The organism is Christiangramia sp. 3-2217-3z, assembly GCF_051195275.1.
Lineage (GTDB): Bacteria > Bacteroidota > Bacteroidia > Flavobacteriales > Flavobacteriaceae > Christiangramia > Christiangramia marina.
On record NZ_JBNJLI010000001.1, the window covers coordinates 460,569 to 477,164 of the forward strand.

The 16,596-nt window shown below is 36.6% G+C and carries 17 protein-coding genes; 5 read left to right on the forward strand and 12 right to left on the reverse strand.

Annotation, left to right across the window (positions count from 1 at the left end):
- Positions 1 to 12: 12 nt before the first annotated feature.
- Genes ACSHZO_RS02225 through ACSHZO_RS02240 form a run of 4 tightly spaced genes read right to left on the reverse strand, consistent with a single transcriptional unit; the run spans position 13 to position 3,942 of the window.
- Positions 13 to 1,449 carry a CCA tRNA nucleotidyltransferase gene (locus ACSHZO_RS02225; RefSeq protein ID WP_298246453.1) on the reverse strand — a complete coding sequence of 479 codons (1,437 nt, stop codon included), beginning with the start codon at positions 1,447 to 1,449 and terminating at the stop codon, positions 13 to 15.
- Between the two features lie 2 nt (positions 1,450 to 1,451).
- Entirely contained in the window at positions 1,452 to 2,021 is a 570-nt protein-coding gene (locus ACSHZO_RS02230; protein ID WP_141877170.1) for an L-threonylcarbamoyladenylate synthase, read from the reverse strand.
- Positions 1,996 to 3,117: a glycosyltransferase family 4 protein gene (locus ACSHZO_RS02235; protein WP_298246454.1), complete on the reverse strand. Its 1,122-nt coding sequence runs from the start codon at positions 3,115 to 3,117 to the stop codon at positions 1,996 to 1,998. Before ACSHZO_RS02235 ends, ACSHZO_RS02230 begins: the two co-directional genes overlap by 26 nt.
- Positions 3,118 to 3,126: 9 nt before the next feature.
- On the reverse strand, positions 3,127 to 3,942 hold the full coding sequence (locus tag ACSHZO_RS02240) for a hypothetical protein (RefSeq protein ID WP_298246455.1): 816 nt from the start codon (positions 3,940 to 3,942) through the stop codon (positions 3,127 to 3,129).
- A 243-nt stretch (positions 3,943 to 4,185) separates the two neighbouring features.
- Between ACSHZO_RS02240 and ACSHZO_RS02245 the strand changes: the two genes are divergently transcribed.
- Positions 4,186 to 4,932, forward strand: coding sequence for a lipopolysaccharide kinase InaA family protein (locus tag ACSHZO_RS02245; protein WP_298246456.1), 747 nt, complete (start codon positions 4,186 to 4,188; stop codon positions 4,930 to 4,932).
- A gap of 193 nt (positions 4,933 to 5,125) precedes the next feature.
- On the opposite strand, the gene ACSHZO_RS02250 is transcribed toward ACSHZO_RS02245, so the two are convergent.
- The 4 genes from ACSHZO_RS02250 to ACSHZO_RS02265 all read right to left on the reverse strand — a co-directional run bounded on the left by ACSHZO_RS02250 (position 5,126) and on the right by ACSHZO_RS02265 (position 9,318).
- Positions 5,126 to 6,115: a Stealth CR1 domain-containing protein gene (locus tag ACSHZO_RS02250; protein WP_298246457.1), complete on the reverse strand. Its 990-nt coding sequence runs from the start codon at positions 6,113 to 6,115 to the stop codon at positions 5,126 to 5,128.
- A 274-nt stretch (positions 6,116 to 6,389) separates the two neighbouring features.
- On the reverse strand, positions 6,390 to 7,451 hold the full coding sequence (locus tag ACSHZO_RS02255) for a CDP-glycerol glycerophosphotransferase family protein (protein ID WP_298246458.1): 1,062 nt from the start codon (positions 7,449 to 7,451) through the stop codon (positions 6,390 to 6,392).
- 2 nt (positions 7,452 to 7,453) lie between these two features.
- Positions 7,454 to 8,467, reverse strand: coding sequence for a glycosyltransferase family 9 protein (locus ACSHZO_RS02260; protein WP_298246459.1), 1,014 nt, complete (start codon positions 8,465 to 8,467; stop codon positions 7,454 to 7,456).
- A 35-nt stretch (positions 8,468 to 8,502) separates the two neighbouring features.
- Complete coding sequence (locus ACSHZO_RS02265) at positions 8,503 to 9,318, reverse strand: 2,3,4,5-tetrahydropyridine-2,6-dicarboxylate N-succinyltransferase (RefSeq protein ID WP_298246460.1); 816 nt, start codon at positions 9,316 to 9,318, stop codon at positions 8,503 to 8,505.
- A gap of 86 nt (positions 9,319 to 9,404) precedes the next feature.
- On the opposite strand from ACSHZO_RS02265, the gene ruvX reads away from it, so the two are divergent.
- From ruvX to ACSHZO_RS02280, 3 genes are read left to right on the forward strand one after another with little or no spacing between them, the layout of a single operon-like run.
- Complete coding sequence (gene ruvX / locus ACSHZO_RS02270) at positions 9,405 to 9,812, forward strand: Holliday junction resolvase RuvX (protein ID WP_298246461.1); 408 nt, start codon at positions 9,405 to 9,407, stop codon at positions 9,810 to 9,812.
- 44 nt (positions 9,813 to 9,856) lie between these two features.
- The gene (def, locus tag ACSHZO_RS02275) at positions 9,857 to 10,447 is read left to right on the forward strand and encodes a peptide deformylase (RefSeq protein WP_295179642.1); all 591 of its coding nucleotides are present in this window, start codon (positions 9,857 to 9,859) and stop codon (positions 10,445 to 10,447) included.
- Positions 10,448 to 10,504: 57 nt separating this feature from the next.
- Positions 10,505 to 10,930, forward strand: a complete 426-nt coding sequence (locus ACSHZO_RS02280; protein ID WP_298246462.1) for a DUF5606 family protein — start codon at positions 10,505 to 10,507, stop codon at positions 10,928 to 10,930.
- A gap of 98 nt (positions 10,931 to 11,028) precedes the next feature.
- On the opposite strand, the gene ACSHZO_RS02285 is transcribed toward ACSHZO_RS02280, so the two are convergent.
- Together ACSHZO_RS02285 and smpB are read right to left on the reverse strand one after the other, a co-directional pair.
- Positions 11,029 to 13,494: a DUF5686 and carboxypeptidase regulatory-like domain-containing protein gene (locus ACSHZO_RS02285; protein ID WP_298246463.1), complete on the reverse strand. Its 2,466-nt coding sequence runs from the start codon at positions 13,492 to 13,494 to the stop codon at positions 11,029 to 11,031.
- A 45-nt stretch (positions 13,495 to 13,539) separates the two neighbouring features.
- Positions 13,540 to 13,995, reverse strand: coding sequence for an SsrA-binding protein SmpB (gene smpB, locus ACSHZO_RS02290; RefSeq protein WP_295179636.1), 456 nt, complete (start codon positions 13,993 to 13,995; stop codon positions 13,540 to 13,542).
- Positions 13,996 to 14,104: 109 nt separating this feature from the next.
- On the opposite strand from smpB, the gene ACSHZO_RS02295 reads away from it, so the two are divergent.
- Complete coding sequence (locus ACSHZO_RS02295; protein ID WP_298246464.1) at positions 14,105 to 14,857, forward strand: DUF6503 family protein; 753 nt, start codon at positions 14,105 to 14,107, stop codon at positions 14,855 to 14,857.
- Here the strand turns inward: ACSHZO_RS02295 and ACSHZO_RS02300 are convergent.
- Positions 14,850 to 15,374 carry a SixA phosphatase family protein gene (locus ACSHZO_RS02300; protein WP_298246465.1) on the reverse strand — a complete coding sequence of 175 codons (525 nt, stop codon included), beginning with the start codon at positions 15,372 to 15,374 and terminating at the stop codon, positions 14,850 to 14,852. The genes ACSHZO_RS02295 and ACSHZO_RS02300 overlap by 8 nt on opposite strands.
- Before the next feature lie 24 nt (positions 15,375 to 15,398).
- Positions 15,399 to 16,496: an esterase-like activity of phytase family protein gene (locus tag ACSHZO_RS02305; protein ID WP_298246466.1), complete on the reverse strand. Its 1,098-nt coding sequence runs from the start codon at positions 16,494 to 16,496 to the stop codon at positions 15,399 to 15,401.
- Between the last annotated feature and the right edge of the window lie 100 nt (positions 16,497 to 16,596).

Sequence of the window (16,596 nt, forward strand, 5' to 3'; positions counted from 1 at the left end):
TTAATTTAAAGCCTAACTTTTTTCTGCAACGCTCAATCCGAGTTTGTTACCCATCTTCAGCATAAAATCCATGGCAGCGTTACGCTCATTCGGTATTTCACCTTCGAGAATTGCCTCTTTAATGGCATCCTTAATTTGTCCAACTTCACGACTTGGTGTGATTCCAAAGGTGCTCATAATTTCTTCGCCACTTACTGGTGGCTGGAAATTCCTAACATGATCTCGTTCTTCCACTTCTTCGATCTTTTGCCTAACCAGTTGAAAGTTGTTATGATATTTTCTGAAGCGTTTAGGATTTTTGGTCGTGATATCAGCCTCACAAAGCGTCATAAGGTCTTCTATATGATCGCCGGCATCAAAGATAAGTCGGCGCACGGCAGAATCGGTCACATGATCGTCTGCTACCGCAATAGGTCTCGAACTCATCAACACCATTTTCTGCACGAACTTCATTTTCTCATTTAAGGGAAGTCGCAACCGCTTAAATAATTTGAAGACCATTTTCGCACCTACAAATTCGTGACCGTGAAAGGTCCATCCAATATTCTTATGAAATTTCTTGGTTGGAGCTTTTCCAATATCATGTAGTAATGCGGCCCAGCGCAACCATAGATCATCGGTATTCTTTGCAATATTGTCTACAACTTCCAGAGTATGCCAGAAATTGTCTTTATGGGTCTGACCCTCTACTTCATCAATTCCCTGTAAAGCGGTAAGCTCAGGTAAAATCTTAGCCAGAAGGTCAGCTTTAAATAAGAGTGATAGACCTTTCGAAGGTTTTTTACTCAACAGGATCTTATTTAGCTCATCCATGATGCGCTCTTTTGAAATGATCTTGATCCTTTTATTATTTCTTTTAATTGCTGAAAGTGATTCTGCTTCGATCATAAAATTAAGCTGCGAAGCGAATCTAATGGCACGATACATTCGAAGTGGATCGTCTGAATAGGTGATATCCGGATCTAAAGGAGTTCTAATGATCCTGTCCTGAAGATCTTTATATCCATCAAAAGGATCGAGCAGGTCTCCAAAACCATTTGCATTCAGTTTTAAAGCCAGTGCGTTGATGGTGAAATCACGCCGATTCTGATCATCTTCCAGGGTTCCGTTTTCTACGATTGGTTTGCGACTATCCTTGCGATAACTTTCCTTCCTCGCACCCACGAATTCGATCTCCATATCATTGGCTCGAAGCATGGCCGTACCAAAATTTTGAAACACCTGAACCTTGGGTTTATTTGGAAGTAGATCTGAAACCTTTTGCGCAAGTTCGATTCCGCTGCTAACAGCTACTATATCAATATCTTTAGGTTCACCGCGCTCAAGAATATGATCACGTACAAATCCACCAATCACATAGGCGTCGACTTCAAGCTCATCTGCAGCCTGGGAAATAACAGAAAAAATTTTATGATGTAAAGCTTTGCTGTAATTATGGTATTTCGGCATCTTTATTTGCGTATCACACTCACCTGCCCATCGTTACTTAACTTGATAATTGCTGATGGTTTTAGCGATTTTTTTGAACGCTGCAAATTTACTACATAGTCTACACCTTTTAAAATTTGAGGTGTGATTTGATCAAAGGATTGTGGTGTAGGCTGGCCGCTAACATTCGCCGAGGTAGATACCAATGGACGTTTTAATTTTTTAATAAGGTCTGAGCAAAAGGTGTCTCTTACTACGCGAATTCCAAGAGATTCATCATCACTTACCAGGTTTTCTGCAATATGTACAGGCTTATCATAAATGATAGTCGTAGGTTTCTTTGCATACTTCAAAATATCGTAGGCAGTTTCAGGCACATCTTCCACATACTGTTCCAGCATTTTGAAATTTGAAACCAGGCAGATGAGTGCTTTAGATTCTTCTCTTTTCTTGAGCTGAAATATCTTGTCCACTGCATTCGCATTCGTAGCATCACAACCTATTCCCCAAACTGTATCGGTTGGATAAAGTATGATACCTCCTTTTTTTAAGACATCTATGCAATTTCTAACTTCCTGTTCCATTTTTTCCATAAAGCACTTCTTTATATTGAGCCAAGGTATTGGCCGCCATTCTTTCGGTTGTATAATTTTCGAGGAGTCGCTGGTATGAAATCTTTGTAAACTTTTGTTGTAACGACCTATCCTGGGACAAAAGTACTAATTTATTGGCCAGGCTCACCCCGTCATGCGGTCTACTTAGAAAACCATTTTCTCCATTCGTAATAATTTCTGGAATTCCACCAACTTCCGTAGCAACCACAGGAACCTTATAATAGAAGCTTTCGTAAATAAATTGCGGAATACCTTCACTTTGGGAGGTCATTAAAGAAATATCGAATTGAGGAATGAATTTCGAAGCTTCCGGCACAAAACCCAGAAAGTTTATATACTTCTCCAATTTGAGTTCTCGAATATTATTTTTTAGTGTCTTAGTAATTTCAGAATAACTTCCGAATTGGACGAATCTAAAAATAGTATTGTTTTTAATATTTACGATTTCATTGATCACTGCAACCCAGGTGTGAAGATCCTTTGGTTTCACGTGATTTGCAATCATACCTACAATTACTGTCTCAGGCTCTATATTAAATTTCTCTCTTAATTTGAATGGAGGTTGTCCAGATTTACTGTGAATATCCGTTCCATGATAAACAGTTATTAATTTTGAATGATCCTGAATACTTGGCTTGCTGATATCCTTTGTTTTTTCTGAGACACAAAGAATCCTTTTTAAATTAGGGTGATTATATTTAATTAAGGTGCCTCTATTCTGTCTAATAGTGAAGCTTGTCTTTTTACTAAATATGAAGGGTGGAAGTTTTTTGAGATGATAAGCTAGCACCGCTATAGTTAGTGCAGTCGGGCCATGTATATGGATTAAATCTATTTTATATTTTAAACAGACTCTTATTAATTTAATGGCGGCTCTCAGATCTGCTTTGAAAGCCATTGGGGTAACATGAAGATGGATGTTTTTATCGGAAATTCTTTTATGAAGTTCTCCATCAGCTATTGTTAATAAGTGTAGCTCAAAATCATCAATGTTAATAAGTTCTTTACAGAGATTTTGAATTTGGTTCGCGCCTCCACCCCATTTTTTAGTTAAAGCCAGATGTAAGATTTTCATTTGCAATCCTTATTGTAATTCCAGGTACTCTGAAACTTTATGGTAAAAAATTTGATTAATAGATTTACACTCTTCTAAAATACCATCGTAAGATTGTGCCTTCTTATAGTCAGTGAGCGAATCTTCAAAGGTTGTAAAATTTGGCTGGTATTTAAAATCGAAGAATTTAGAAGAGTTTGGAACTACCGAAACTTTCTTTTTTAAAAGCATGCCCCAATACATACCATGATAACTGTTAGTAATGATATTCTCACAGGAACCAATTAAGCTAATTACTTCTTCAAGGCTTGCATTGTTAGAAATATTTGGAATGCTTGAATACTTTTCAATTAGACTCGGACTCTTTAAGCTGTCAGTGTGAAAAACAATTCCCAGTTCATTTTTTGAGCTGAAATTCTCATTAAATATTGGATGCATACAACTAACGCACGGCACATATTCACCAGGTGCTGAAAAGTCTCTAGTTCCAGCTAGTCCGAACTTCGAAATATCAATATTGTATTGGTATATTTTTCTATAGTTCTTAGAGCTTTTCGAGTTATGTCCTACTCCCCACATCACTACTTTCTTATCATTTACGGCAAGTTGTTCGAATAACTTCATTTGCTTTTCAAAGCTACCTCTGTTGAGTAAACCACCACCGCCAATAATAAGTGAATTACGGCTTATGGAATTTACAAAATGATCTAGTTTACTCTTATCGGTTTCTCGATAGCCGAAGATATCTAACTCTGAATTTTGCAGGCTTTCAAAGTAGTGATGCGGAGCACAATAAAAATCACCTACATTTTGAGGATTTACGCGGTGCAAATTAACAACGCCCATATTAGATTGATTTGCATTTTGAATTCTTTTCAGTGATTCTTTCCTGGATTGCTTTCTTTGAAAAGATTTAAATAAACTATTTAACATTCCAATATTTTGTTCGAAGTTAATTAATTTCTTAGCATTATTTTTCTTCGCTAGAATATCCAAAATGCTCTATTGTATAAGAGACTAATTTCTTAGCATCGAAATAAATTGGTTTGCTATATATTGTAGAAATATGTAAAGATTTAAATTTGCAGCATGAAATTTACCGTAAATCCTGAAAGTAGAATTCCTAGAGAGAAAATTGAATCACTCATAATGGAATTTGATGAGGAAGGAAAAACTTTATTCGACAAAGGAAGGAATACAATCAAAACTTTTGAATTGGAAAAGGGCACCATAAACGTCAAATCATTTAAGGTCCCAAATGTGGTTAATAAAATTGCTTACAAATATTTCAGAAAATCTAAGGCTGAACGTTCTTTCAGTTTCGCAACAATTTTGAAAGAAAAAGGTGTGGGAACTCCAAATCCTATAGCTTATTGTGAAGAGAATTCAGGAATTCTTTTTGGTGGTAGCTACTATTTAAGTGAACACTTAGATGTAGATCTAACCTATCGCGAATTAATTACTGAACCTGATTTTCCCGATCATGAAATTATTCTTAGAGCTTTTACAAGATTTACATTTGAACTGCACGAAAAAGATATTCAGTTTTTAGATCATTCTCCGGGGAATACACTTATAAAAAGGGAAATTAATAATTACCATTTTTTTCTCGTTGATTTAAACCGAATGAATTTCAAGAATTTATCGTTTGAAGCTAGAATGCAGAATTTTTCCAGATTAACTCCCAAGAAGGCAATGGTTGAAATTATGGCGAATGAATACGCAGGTTTGATAGGTAAAACGGAAGATGAGGTCTTTGAAAAAATGTGGTATTATACGCGTAAATTTCAGCAGAAGTTTCAAAGAAAAAAGAAGATGAAAAGAATAATAAAGTAAAATATCATAGAATATAGCTTCTTTCCAAATGCGAAATCTCCAGGATCACAAATTCTTAGAGTGGTATACAAAGAGGGTAGAACTGTATAGCACTTGAGGCTACTATTTAGCATTTAGCAGGAATGCTTAGAACTTCTAAGTATCTATTAATTTAAACTTAAAAACAGTTTTAATTTTCTGAAATTGAGAAATCTCAATGTTCTTCAAATTGTATTTCAATCCAATTTAATATATACTCTAATATTCTATCATTTGCCATATCCAGAGTCTGAAAAGTGAGGAAGAGTTTCTTCCGGTTTCTTTCAAACCATTTTAACTTTAATTTAGTCGAGGTTAAATTTTTATAGGAGCGAAAGTAAGTTAGTTGCGAATAATTTCGGTAGTGATAAGTTTTATTCTTAATTTCCAGATGTTCAGATAGGGAAGACAATAGAAATTGGTCTTGATTTCTAAACCTGTGTTGCACATTTTTTCTGAGTAAGGAGTTTGTGCTAAAAAAATTCGTAAGGGTTGATTTTCTCACACTTACCGGGGTGTGGAAACGTCTCACGTATTTATCCATACCAGCTAATTTGGCGCTATTCTGCTGTAACTGCTTGAAACTAATTTTATCTTCCTCAATTTTCTTGCCCAATAACCCAAGCACTTTCCGATAGAATTTTCGTAAATTTTTATTTTCGTTGAAAGATTGCCACTCACCTCTTATTATTGGTTCTCCACCAATAAAAAAATCATCTACAGAGACCCTTTTCATTAAAAAAGTATCATCATTAAAAATTATAAAATGCTCAGATAAGTTGGGTATTTTAAACAACATACTTATTATGGAACATGAATTGAAGGTTGGTAGATACTCCTCATATCCGGAAAAGATAATAGTATGATCAACTATTTCTAAATTGATATCTCTATTTTGAGCTGATAATTTTAGTGAATTAAAGGATTCGGGAGTTTGATCATCAGTTACCAGAAAAATATTCCTAATAAATGGAGCGAATTTGATTATAGATTTGATGGCTATTTCAATTTCTCCTATAGAATTGTATCTTTTAAGGTGTTTTTTGGAAGCGAAATTTATTTTATTTTCAGAATATGCATTTATTTTTTTTTGCCAGTTTTCATCGTTCCCATCGACCCACGTGATGACTGCATCAACTTCTATATTTGTTAAGGGTTCTGTCATATTATTTAATTCAATTTTTTACTCTTTAAGCTGAAACAATTTATTGTAAATCCAATAATATAAGTTGTCAGCTATTTTCAGAATTCACTCTCGAAGGTATTCATTTAGCACAAATAATATTCTTGCGCTCTCAAACGTTGTAACGTGCTAATAATAAGTCGCTGTAATGTCCATAATTAAATCTTTAGAATTGCTTATATATTGGAAAGCCGATCTTCCATTTATAGAATGTACGGATTTCAGAAGTTAATTAATACAAATAACTTGCACAAATTTACAATGTTGGAGGTTGCCGGTAAGTTCTTAAGGGGTAGACGCCTAGATTATTACGCACTTTTAGTTTTCGGATAAAGTTTAACGGCTTTGGTTTTAAATAATGTTTGTCAGCATGCAGGAATTTTATGGAAGCTTTAATTAGTCTTTCGCTGGATTTCCCGTCCCTATATGGATGCATTCTGAGATTGAATTTTCGTATATTTTCAATCAAATAAATTTCAGGTTTCATCGCACGTTCTATAGCATTTTCAATCTCATCAACCTCTAGTATATTTATTAAGTGCTCTCCAGGTTGGGAATTTCTAAATGTTACTACAGGCTTTTCCTGAAGTAAAAACTCTGTCGCAACTGAGGTGGAATCTGCAAACAAAATATCACTTTCTCTGAAAAGCGGTATTAAATCTGTCGTGTCGTAGTAAGTGAGATTCATACTTTCAATTTGCTTGAACTTTTCAACACGTTCCGCAGGGATTTTTGGATGGAGAACTACCTTGAAAATCCATTTGCCTAGTTCAGATAAACGTTTTATTTCTTTAATAACATCATCTCTATATGCCAGACTTAACTTCTTACTAAAAGTAGATGATATTAGAATTGTAGGTTTTTGATTAGATGCTTTTTGTAAAGGAAATAGTGGATCTAATTTAGGCCATCCAGTTTCTATTACTTCAAAATGTTTGTGTTCAATCTGTAGATCCTGAAAAGGTTTGGTTGTTGAAGGGCCTTGGGTACAATAAAGGTCGAAAAACCCGCGAATTCTAAAGTGCCCCTTCTTAAAGTTACGCTTCGACGGTGCTATTCCATGAAATACCTGAACCTTTAAACCTGATAAAAAATCTGCAACACTATTTGTTATACAAAGAATTATATGAGGGTTATAAGAAATTACATCTTCAATATTTTTCAACACCGTTTTATCAGCGCTAAATTTTACATAGGTACTTGGTTCGTCGGCAAACCATTTAACAGTATATCCAATTTTGCGAATTTCTTGTTCTAAAGGCTCTCCTATTGGAAATGCATAGCTGTAACTAATATATATAAGAAACCTGTAATTCATATTTAGAGATTTTTTAAAAACTTAGTTAATTTTGGAAAAATCAATTCCGGTACTAATTGAAAATATAGAGCTTCATTGGTTCGCTTATCAATTTTATGTTTAGGTTTGGTGATATATGGATAATAGTCTTCAATGTGGACGGAGACATTACGTTTGCCGTCTTCGTATATATTCCAATTTGATTTATTTATCATAGGAGTATATATAGCAAATGTTGGAATATTCAAAGCTTTTGCCATATTTATTGCGCCACCTTCGTTACCAATTAATGCATCACAGTGATAAGTTAAGGATAAAAATTCTCTAATATTTTGTCGGTATATATCTAGATGAATATTCTTTTGCGTTCTTGTTTTACAAAGATCGTAGAACAAGTCGATGTAGCTTTGCTGAATTGGTATATAGTTGAATAAAATATCAGCATCTGTGATCTCTACAATATGATCGAGTAACTTTGCTAAGTAGGGAAGAGGGTAGGTTTTTTCTCTCCTACTGCCTAGAACACTAGCCATAATAATCTTTCTCGAACCAGAAATTTGCGAAGTTTTCAAAGTCTTAGCTGCTTTTTCTATCTCATAATTTTTGAGGTAGATTTTCGGTTTGATCTCTAGCGGAATATCATCCAAAAGTGGAGTGAGCAATCTTAGTCTCTTTTCTATTGCTTCTCCTGCATTAGTTTTAGCCTCCATTTTCCTGCTGAAAACATGTGTGGAGACCCGCCTAGTATAAACTTTATCGTAGGAAATTCTGACTGCAGCACCAGATATTCCTGTCAAAATAGATGTTTTGAAATTGGAGAGAACGTCTATAACTACATTATACTTTTCACTTCTGATAATTCTAGCAAGCCCAGAATAACTCTGATGCCTACCAAAGGGAATTATGTTGTTTATGAAAGGATTATTCTCCACAACGGGCGTGGTATGCTTGTAAATTAAATAATCCAGCTGAGCGGTCGGGTACTCTTTCCGAAGTGCTTCAAATAAGATTGAGGACGTAAGTACGTCCCCAATCATTTTCATCTGTATTACAAGTATCTTCAAACCTATTACTAAACTGCCACGTTATATTCACGTAGTGCATCATTCAATGATGTTTTCTTGTTCGTGGATTCTTTTCGTTTACCAATAATAAGGGCGCACGGAACCTGGTATTCACCTGCAGGGAATTTTTTGGTATAACTTCCAGGGATCACTACCGATCTCGCCGGAACATAGCCTTTAAATTCTTTTGGTTCATCGCCGGTTACATCAATGATCTTGGTAGATGCTGTAAGTACCACATTTGCACCAAGTACTGCTTCTTTTTCCACAAGAATTCCTTCTACCACAATGCTTCGGGATCCAAGGAATGCATCATCTTCTATGATTACTGGCGCTGCCTGAAGTGGTTCCAGAACTCCGCCAATACCAACACCACCACTTAAATGAACATTCTTACCAATTTGAGCACAGCTTCCAACGGTCGCCCAGGTATCTACCATGGTACCTTCATCCACATAAGAACCGATATTTACATAACTTGGCATTAGAATAACGCCAGATGAAATGTAAGCACCATGTCTTGCTACAGCATTTGGTACAACTCTAATTCCTTTTTCTTTATATCCTTTTTTCAAAGGCATTTTATCATGATATTCGAATATACCGGCTTCCAGAGTTTCCATTTTCTGGATCGGGAAGTAAAGTACTACTGCTTTTTTAACCCATTCATTCACCTGCCAGCCATCTGTTACCGGTTCAGCAGTTCTAAGCTCTCCCTTATCTAGAAGGTCGATCACCTTTCGGATAGCATCTGTAGTTTCAGTATCTTTTAGAAGGTCACGATTTTCCCATGCCTTTTCAATTGTAGCTTTCAACTGGTCCATTTTCTATTTTTTTTCAAATATAACAGCTATCAGCCAATATTTATGGACAAACCAATATAAACCTTACCTTTGCCTAAATTTTGAAGATGGGCAGAATTTTAGCGCTTGATTATGGTACTAAACGAACGGGAGTCGCCGTTACAGATGAATTGAAAATGATCGCATCTGGTCTTAAGACGGTAGATACACCTGAGCTGCTGAATTTTCTTAATACCTATTTTCAGGACGAGAATGTAGAAAGAGTTTTAGTAGGGGAACCAAAGCGAATGAATGATATGCCTTCTGAAAGTGAAGTTCATATCCAGGAGTTCCTGAAGAAGTTCTCTGAAAAGTTTCCAGAGATGCCATTGGATCGGGTTGACGAAAGATTCACCAGTAAGATGGCGGTGCAAACCATGATCGATAGCGGACTGAAAAAGAAAAAGCGCAGGGATAAAGCACTCGTGGATGAAATTAGTGCCACGATCATTCTTCAAACCTGGCTTTATAAGTAGAACAATGACGGCTTTTAAACTAGCAAAGTCGAAAAATTTATAGAATGATTTTACCAATTGTAGCTTACGGGGATCCCGTTCTAAAGAAAAAAGCTAAGAATATTGACAAGGATTATCCAAAACTGGATGCCTTGATCGACAATATGTGGGATACCATGTACAATGCTTATGGTGTAGGACTCGCAGCTCCTCAAGTAGGTCTTCCTGTTCGAATCTTTATGATCGATCCGGCTCCTTTCGCCGAAGATGATGACCTAAGTGAATCTGAAAAGGAGGAACTTAAAGATCTTCGTAAAGTTTTTATCAACCCCCAGATCACAGAAGAAAGTGGTGAAGAATGGGCTTTTAGTGAAGGATGCCTTAGCATTCCAGATGTTCGGGAGGACGTTTTTCGTCAACCAGATATTACCATCGAATATTATGATGAAAACTGGGAAAAACATGTCGAGCAGTATAGCGGTTTAGCAGCAAGGGTCATTCAGCATGAGTACGATCATATTGAAGGTGTGTTGTTTACAGATAAGCTTTCAAGTTTAAAGAAAAGATTGATTAAGAGTAAATTAGGCAATATCTCGAAGGGAAAGATCAACGTAGATTATAAAATGCGATTTCCGAATGCGAAAAAAGCCCGCTAAAGGCTTTGATAATTAAGTCTGGGACTTGATATTTGCCAACCTAAATTTAAAAAGACTATGGGATTAGATAAAATTCTTGCTATTTCGGGAAAACCGGGACTTTATGAGCTTACCGCGCAAACAAGAGGCGGCTTTGTTGCTAAATCTATGTTAGACGGAAAGAAAATTGCCGTAAACATGCGTCACAACGTAAGTATTCTAAGCGAGATCGCAATCTATACCTACACAGAAGAGATTCCGTTAGGTGAGGTTTTTCAAAAGATTAATGAAAAAGAGAATGGAGAAAAGACAATAAATCACAAGGTTTCCAAAAATGAAATGGAAGCATTCTTTTCTGAAATTCTTCCTGATTATGATGAAGATCGTGTATACGCGAGTGATATGAAAAAGATCATCCAATGGTATAATCTTTTAGTGGAGAACGGAATGACCAGCTTTACGAAAGAAAATAAAACTGAAAAAAATACAGACGAAGAGGAATAGTTTCTTCTGAATTGAAAACTAAAAAAGGCTGAAATCATCGATTTCAGCCTTTTTTTGTTTAGAAATACTTCTGAAGTATAATTTTCCAAAGCTTCAGTTTAGAACTTCAAACCAAAGATAAAAGCGCCATCTCTTTGACCGTTAAAATCGGAAATCACATAGTCAAGTCTTAAAAATCTGTATTTTCCGAAGCCAATATTATCGAGACCTATGGAATATTCAGAATAAGGAGCTCTGTCGTCTGTCGTTAAGCGATGTGCACCCAGGATTAGATTATAATTTAATTTATTAATAAGCGGAATTTTGCCCAGGAACCAACCCTGGAAATCATGTTCCGCATGAAATTCCGCATAATTCTCATTAGTGCTGAAGTTATAGTAAGGCATCAGGTTAAACGCTCCCAAGTAACTGCCGAAACCAATTCGCGTCTGGTTCGCATTAAAATGCTGGTAATCTACCAGGCTAATACCTTCCGCATTACTAAATAGTCCGCCGTTCGCCATATATTGGAGAGTTCCTTTATTTCCAATTTTGACGCTTTGTTCTACCCGGGCCTTAAACTGATTATAGTTGAAGTGCTCCTCACTTGCTCCAAATCCGCTTTCCCATGAAATATTCAATTTTGGATACTTGTTCTCATATACATTGTAGCGCCCATTAGGATAGCTCATATATTTCTGACCAAAGCGTATTCCAAAACCCAACCTGGATTTCAAGAGATGATGATCCTCGAATAAACTCGTTCCTAAACTGTTCGGCTGTAGAGGATTGTTGGAAGTATATTCCCGATCTTCCCAGTCGATGATCACATGATCTGTAGAATTTGTTAGAGCTGTCCTGTCTTCCCAGCCCAATTCGCTAAAGATTTTTAAACCTGGAAAAACATCACTGCCATATGCAACTTTAGCAAAGCTTCTCTCAAAAAGCTTCATATAGTTTCTTTCGAAAAATATCGTTGTAATGCTATTCAGTAATGGGGAAATAGGTTCGTTTGCATTGATCTGTGCGCTTTCCACACCTCCGGAAAGTCTTAAAAAATCCTTGCTGTAATTATTGAATTTTTTTTCAAAACCACCGTTCAAGCGCAATCTGTCTTCGCTAAGCCCATAGTCTATATCTGTAAAGACTCTCCAGTAATTCTCATGATCTTCGCCGGTACGTTGTGTGTAATTCACTGTAATATCGGTATTCCAGCCCTGTACCGTATTAAAACCGATTCCAGAAACCGGAGCGCTAATACTAAAAGATCTGTTCTTCCAGCTATTTCTATAACTATATCCAAAAAGCACATCGGTTATTCCAAATTGATTTCTTTCGGTATCTACGGAATCCTGGTATTTTTTAGTACTGCGAACTTCCTGGATGCTGTCTTTCTTTACATAATCATTAATTTCTTCTGAAGTTAGAGGCACAGGACGTACTTTTTCCCAGAAAACCGAATCCTTTTCATTTGCATTCTGTGAATAGCTTAAGATCTCTTTTCCGAAGCTGCTTTTAGAGAAACCAGGATCGAAATCATAATCGCTATAGACTGCGGTAAATCTTCCATTCCCTCCAAATCCAAAGATCTTAAAACTGAAATCCACACTTTGAGAGATCTGGATAAAGAGTTTATTTTCTTCAGAATATTTAAAATTCTGCTTAAATACTATTTCTTCGATTGGTGCAACCTGTATGGCCGTGCCAGTAGTAGTAAGATCTATCCCATAAATTTGCCAGAGGTCTTCAACGATATATACAAAACCAGAAAATACTCGATCTTGTTTACGCTTTGGAGTGACCTCGATTTTATTGATAAGATTTCCCCGGTCATCAAAAAAAGTACCGGCCAGCTTGTACCGATAATAGTTAAATCCATAATCTGCCAGCGGAGAAACCATTTCGCTGTTTAGATTAATAGTATTCTCGTAAAAAGAATAATAAGCTTCCTGTGCCGAATTCAGGCTAAAACCGTTGTCATCTCCAGAAACTTTAGAAGCAATGATGTTTTCCTTAAAATCATCTGGTTTCTGGAATGAGATATTGGAAATAGTTTCACTTAAATAAACGATTCCGCTTCTGGTAGAGTCAAGTCCGCCGCCAAGATCGCCAATTTCCTGCCCCATAATTTTCTCTGGAGCATTTTCAATTCTCCATAACCCCCGGGAATAAAAATCGGCCGTAAAACTTTCCAGTCGGTTCGAGTTTTGCTTTCTATTTTTAATCGCCAGTCGCATGATCCTGTTGGCTGGATTCTCATCATTTTGAATGGTCACTTCATCCAGGCTCGTGCTCTCTGAGCTCAACTGGACGTTAAGTTCGTAAGGAAATTGGGTGATATTGACTTTCTTCTTCTGAGTTTTAAAGCCAAGGAATTGAAATACGATCACGTATTCACCAGTTTCCTTCAGTTTAAGTTCATACAGGCCTTCATTGTTGGAAGTCGTTCCAATATTACCAGATTCTGTGTAGATATTTACATAAGGTAGAGGCTCATCATCTTCCGAAGAAATTTTACCGGTAATTTGAGCAGAAAGGGTGGAAAATGCCAGAAAAAGGCAGAACCCAAGTAGTTGTTTTAGCATGAGGTAGTTTTCAGATGCTAAATAAACGCAAAAAGTTGCAGTAAATTATTTGTATTCCTTCTGAATTCGATCCAGACGTCTTTTATTGTCACGATCTTTAATCGTGTCCCGCTTATCATAAAGCTTTTTACCCTTTGCCAGTGCGATCTGCAGCTTAGCCAACCCGCGATCGTTAATGAACATTTTTAGAGGTATGATGGTCAATCCCGAATTGGTCACTTCTTTTTCCAGTTTACGTAACTCTCTCTTTTGCAATAAAAGTTTACGTTCACTTTTTGGGTTATGATTAAAATGAGTAGCATGAGAATATTCCTCCACATGCATATTGATCACAAATAATTCGTGATTACTGAATTCACAAAAACTTTCAGCGATGTTCGCCTTACCTTCACGAATTGCCTTGATTTCGGTACCCGCAAGTTTGATCCCGGCGGTATACTTATCCAGAAATTCATAATTGAACTTCGCTTTTCGATTCTTGATGTTTACAGAATTCTTCATAGTTCACAAAAATACAAGCTTTAAGCTAAAAACATACTAAAGCAATTTTAAAATTAGCGGTGAGGAAGCTGATCAAAGTTTATTATTTTTGCGAACTCAAAATTCAACTATGAAACGTTTGCTTCCAGCCTTAATTTCTCTTCTTATAATCAGCTGTGCAGAAAAAGAAAATACATTGTCGGCAGATGAGATCGTTCAAAATGCTATAGAGAGATCTGGTGGCAAATTATACGAAATGGCGGAGATCGACTATACTTTTCGTGACAGAAAATACAAGAGCTATAGAAAAGGCGGGAAATTTCGCTATACGCGAATCATGATCGATACCTCAGGAAATAGACTGGTAGATGTTCTAAATAATGAAGGGCTGAACCGATCGATCAATGATAATAATGTTGTCATCCAGGATTCTTTGTTGCTACCAATTGGCAATTCTATTAACTCGGTCAACTATTTTGTGCATTTACCGTACGGACTCATGGCTGAAGCCGCCAACAGGCAATTGATTGGAAAAGATACTATCGCAGGAAGGGAATATTATGAGATCAAAGTTACTTTTTCAGAAAATGGGGGAGGAACAGATCATGAAGACGAATACCTTTACTGGATCGATACCCAAAATTTTGAAGTAGACTATCTCGCCTATAATTTTGAAGTGAATGATGGTGGCGTAAGATTCCGGAAAGCTTTTAACCACAGGGTGATCGAAGGAATTAGCTTTGTAGATTACGAGAACTATGAATATAAAGATAAAGAAGTTGAGCTAACCAAACTGGATAGTCTTTACCAGGAACGCGAGCTGGATCTCCTGTCTATTATAGAGACAAAAAATATTGGAGTAAAACTGGACAGCATTAATTAATATAGAGTACCTGGTCCAGAATTTCATTATTTGGTAGTACCTGCACGATAAATAACGCTCCGTTCTCGGTATCATCAATATCTGCATACTTTTCTTCGCCCAGAATCTCATTGACGAATTGCGGAGTCGTGTTACTATGTCCTACCACCAAAACGCGCTTTCCGCTAGTTCTTTTCCTGAATTCATCGTCATATCCATTGCCTGCATTATAGTTTTCAATAGATAATTGCTTGCTGCCTGCAATTGGAGCGCATGTTTGTAGGGTGCGTTTGTAATTGGTGCTCAAAACCATATCCAGAGGTATATCCTTTAAAACTTCAGCCCAGATTTGTGCTCTTTTTAAACCTTCAGCGGTTAGGTTTGGATCTTTTTCAGATTTATTACTGCGATCTTTTTCCGCATGTCTTATGAAGTAATAAGTAGTTGTTTCCTGAACAATGTTGTTTTGAATATTGTCTTCGGAAGAGATTCCAAAAAGAAGAATGAACGGAAGTACTATTTTGAGAATTGCAGACATGAGAAAGATTTTTAGGATCGTAAATTACTCTGAAATATTTATTTCCATGAGAATAAATTGATTTAACTGCCTAACAAAAGAGTTGAAATTATTGTCGGCAACCAGGATCAAGCTGCGGTTTCCGTTTTCCAGTTCCGGTCCAAAGCACATTCCTTCGATATTATCAACGATCCCATCGGTTAGCTGATCATTGACAGATTTAAAGTTGAAAATTAGCTTCTTTTTTGCCGTTTGATACTTTGCCTTTCGAAGCAAATTCTCGTTTAAGGTATTGGTAGCTTTGCTTGCATCTACATCAAAGATCTTCACCGTGTTCCCGTGGGAACCGTAACCGGCAGAGTAGGAGCGTTCCATGACCAGAAATCGATCTTGTGCATATTCAAGGATCTCTGTGATTCCGTTCAGCGCAAAATAATTAATGGGCAGCTTCGCGATTCCTTCAAGTGGATAGACAAATTGAGAAACCGGATTTCCGGTTTCAGTATCAAATCTGGTGATCCTGGAGTGGGAACGTGAAGGAAAGATCTTTGGTTTGGAAGAGTCTTTTTCTAATGGTAATTCTGTAGCAACCCAAACTCCAGCTCCATCAACACTCTTAGTGATTCCTTCAAAAACTCCGTTGTTACGCGGTTTTTGCTCGTTTTTAGATCCAAAATATTCTGGGATACTATAAGAGCTGAGTATTTCCCCTTGAGTATTTGTTTCATAAATTCCGGGATCTCGTCTATCTGAGATCAAACCTTCGCTAACTACGAGAAAGCCGTTATTATTGGAATCGTAACGTACACCTTCTAGATCCAATACAACTTTTGAATATTCTTCAGGCCTGGTAATCTCTATAAGATCATTGATTTCAATATTTTGGATTCTGGAGTCGGCTATTTTGATAACGGCCTGGTAAATTCTTGGATTGGAAGACTGATCGCTGACCAGGTAAAATTTTCCGCTTGCGTAGTCTATTCCCGAGAGTCCACCAATCTTTGTATTTTCAAATTCCAGGTTTTCATCTATTACAAATTCATCCAGGTAATTCAGGCTAACATGATCATTCTCTATTCTGGAAGTGACGGCGCAGCTGCTAAAAATAAAAATTAAAAAGAGTGAAAGTAATCGAAGTTTCATAGCGAGTTTTGAAGAAATCAAAAATAACAAATCCTTAAGACAAAAATAGGACTTCCTTGGGACGCTTAGGCCTATGCTATGAATACATTTATATATTAAC

What these genes read in the sequence shown, in the direction of transcription:
- ACSHZO_RS02225 (WP_298246453.1), bottom strand. Translation starts at nt 1,449, where the DNA reads ATGCCGAAATACCATAATTACAGCAAAGCTTTACATCATAAAATTTTT.
- ACSHZO_RS02230 (WP_141877170.1), bottom strand. Translation starts at nt 2,021, where the DNA reads ATGGAAAAAATGGAACAGGAAGTTAGAAATTGCATAGATGTCTTAAAA.
- ACSHZO_RS02235 (WP_298246454.1), bottom strand. Translation starts at nt 3,117, where the DNA reads ATGAAAATCTTACATCTGGCTTTAACTAAAAAATGGGGTGGAGGCGCG.
- ACSHZO_RS02240 (WP_298246455.1), bottom strand. Translation starts at nt 3,942, where the DNA reads ATGGGCGTTGTTAATTTGCACCGCGTAAATCCTCAAAATGTAGGTGAT.
- ACSHZO_RS02245 (WP_298246456.1), top strand. Translation starts at nt 4,186, where the DNA reads ATGAAATTTACCGTAAATCCTGAAAGTAGAATTCCTAGAGAGAAAATT.
- ACSHZO_RS02250 (WP_298246457.1), bottom strand. Translation starts at nt 6,115, where the DNA reads ATGACAGAACCCTTAACAAATATAGAAGTTGATGCAGTCATCACGTGG.
- ACSHZO_RS02255 (WP_298246458.1), bottom strand. Translation starts at nt 7,451, where the DNA reads ATGAATTACAGGTTTCTTATATATATTAGTTACAGCTATGCATTTCCA.
- ACSHZO_RS02260 (WP_298246459.1), bottom strand. Translation starts at nt 8,467, where the DNA reads ATGATTGGGGACGTACTTACGTCCTCAATCTTATTTGAAGCACTTCGG.
- ACSHZO_RS02265 (WP_298246460.1), bottom strand. Translation starts at nt 9,318, where the DNA reads ATGGACCAGTTGAAAGCTACAATTGAAAAGGCATGGGAAAATCGTGAC.
- ruvX (WP_298246461.1), top strand. Translation starts at nt 9,405, where the DNA reads ATGGGCAGAATTTTAGCGCTTGATTATGGTACTAAACGAACGGGAGTC.
- def (WP_295179642.1), top strand. Translation starts at nt 9,857, where the DNA reads ATGATTTTACCAATTGTAGCTTACGGGGATCCCGTTCTAAAGAAAAAA.
- ACSHZO_RS02280 (WP_298246462.1), top strand. Translation starts at nt 10,505, where the DNA reads ATGGGATTAGATAAAATTCTTGCTATTTCGGGAAAACCGGGACTTTAT.
- ACSHZO_RS02285 (WP_298246463.1), bottom strand. Translation starts at nt 13,494, where the DNA reads ATGCTAAAACAACTACTTGGGTTCTGCCTTTTTCTGGCATTTTCCACC.
- smpB (WP_295179636.1), bottom strand. Translation starts at nt 13,995, where the DNA reads ATGAAGAATTCTGTAAACATCAAGAATCGAAAAGCGAAGTTCAATTAT.
- ACSHZO_RS02295 (WP_298246464.1), top strand. Translation starts at nt 14,105, where the DNA reads ATGAAACGTTTGCTTCCAGCCTTAATTTCTCTTCTTATAATCAGCTGT.
- ACSHZO_RS02300 (WP_298246465.1), bottom strand. Translation starts at nt 15,374, where the DNA reads ATGTCTGCAATTCTCAAAATAGTACTTCCGTTCATTCTTCTTTTTGGA.
- ACSHZO_RS02305 (WP_298246466.1), bottom strand. Translation starts at nt 16,496, where the DNA reads ATGAAACTTCGATTACTTTCACTCTTTTTAATTTTTATTTTTAGCAGC.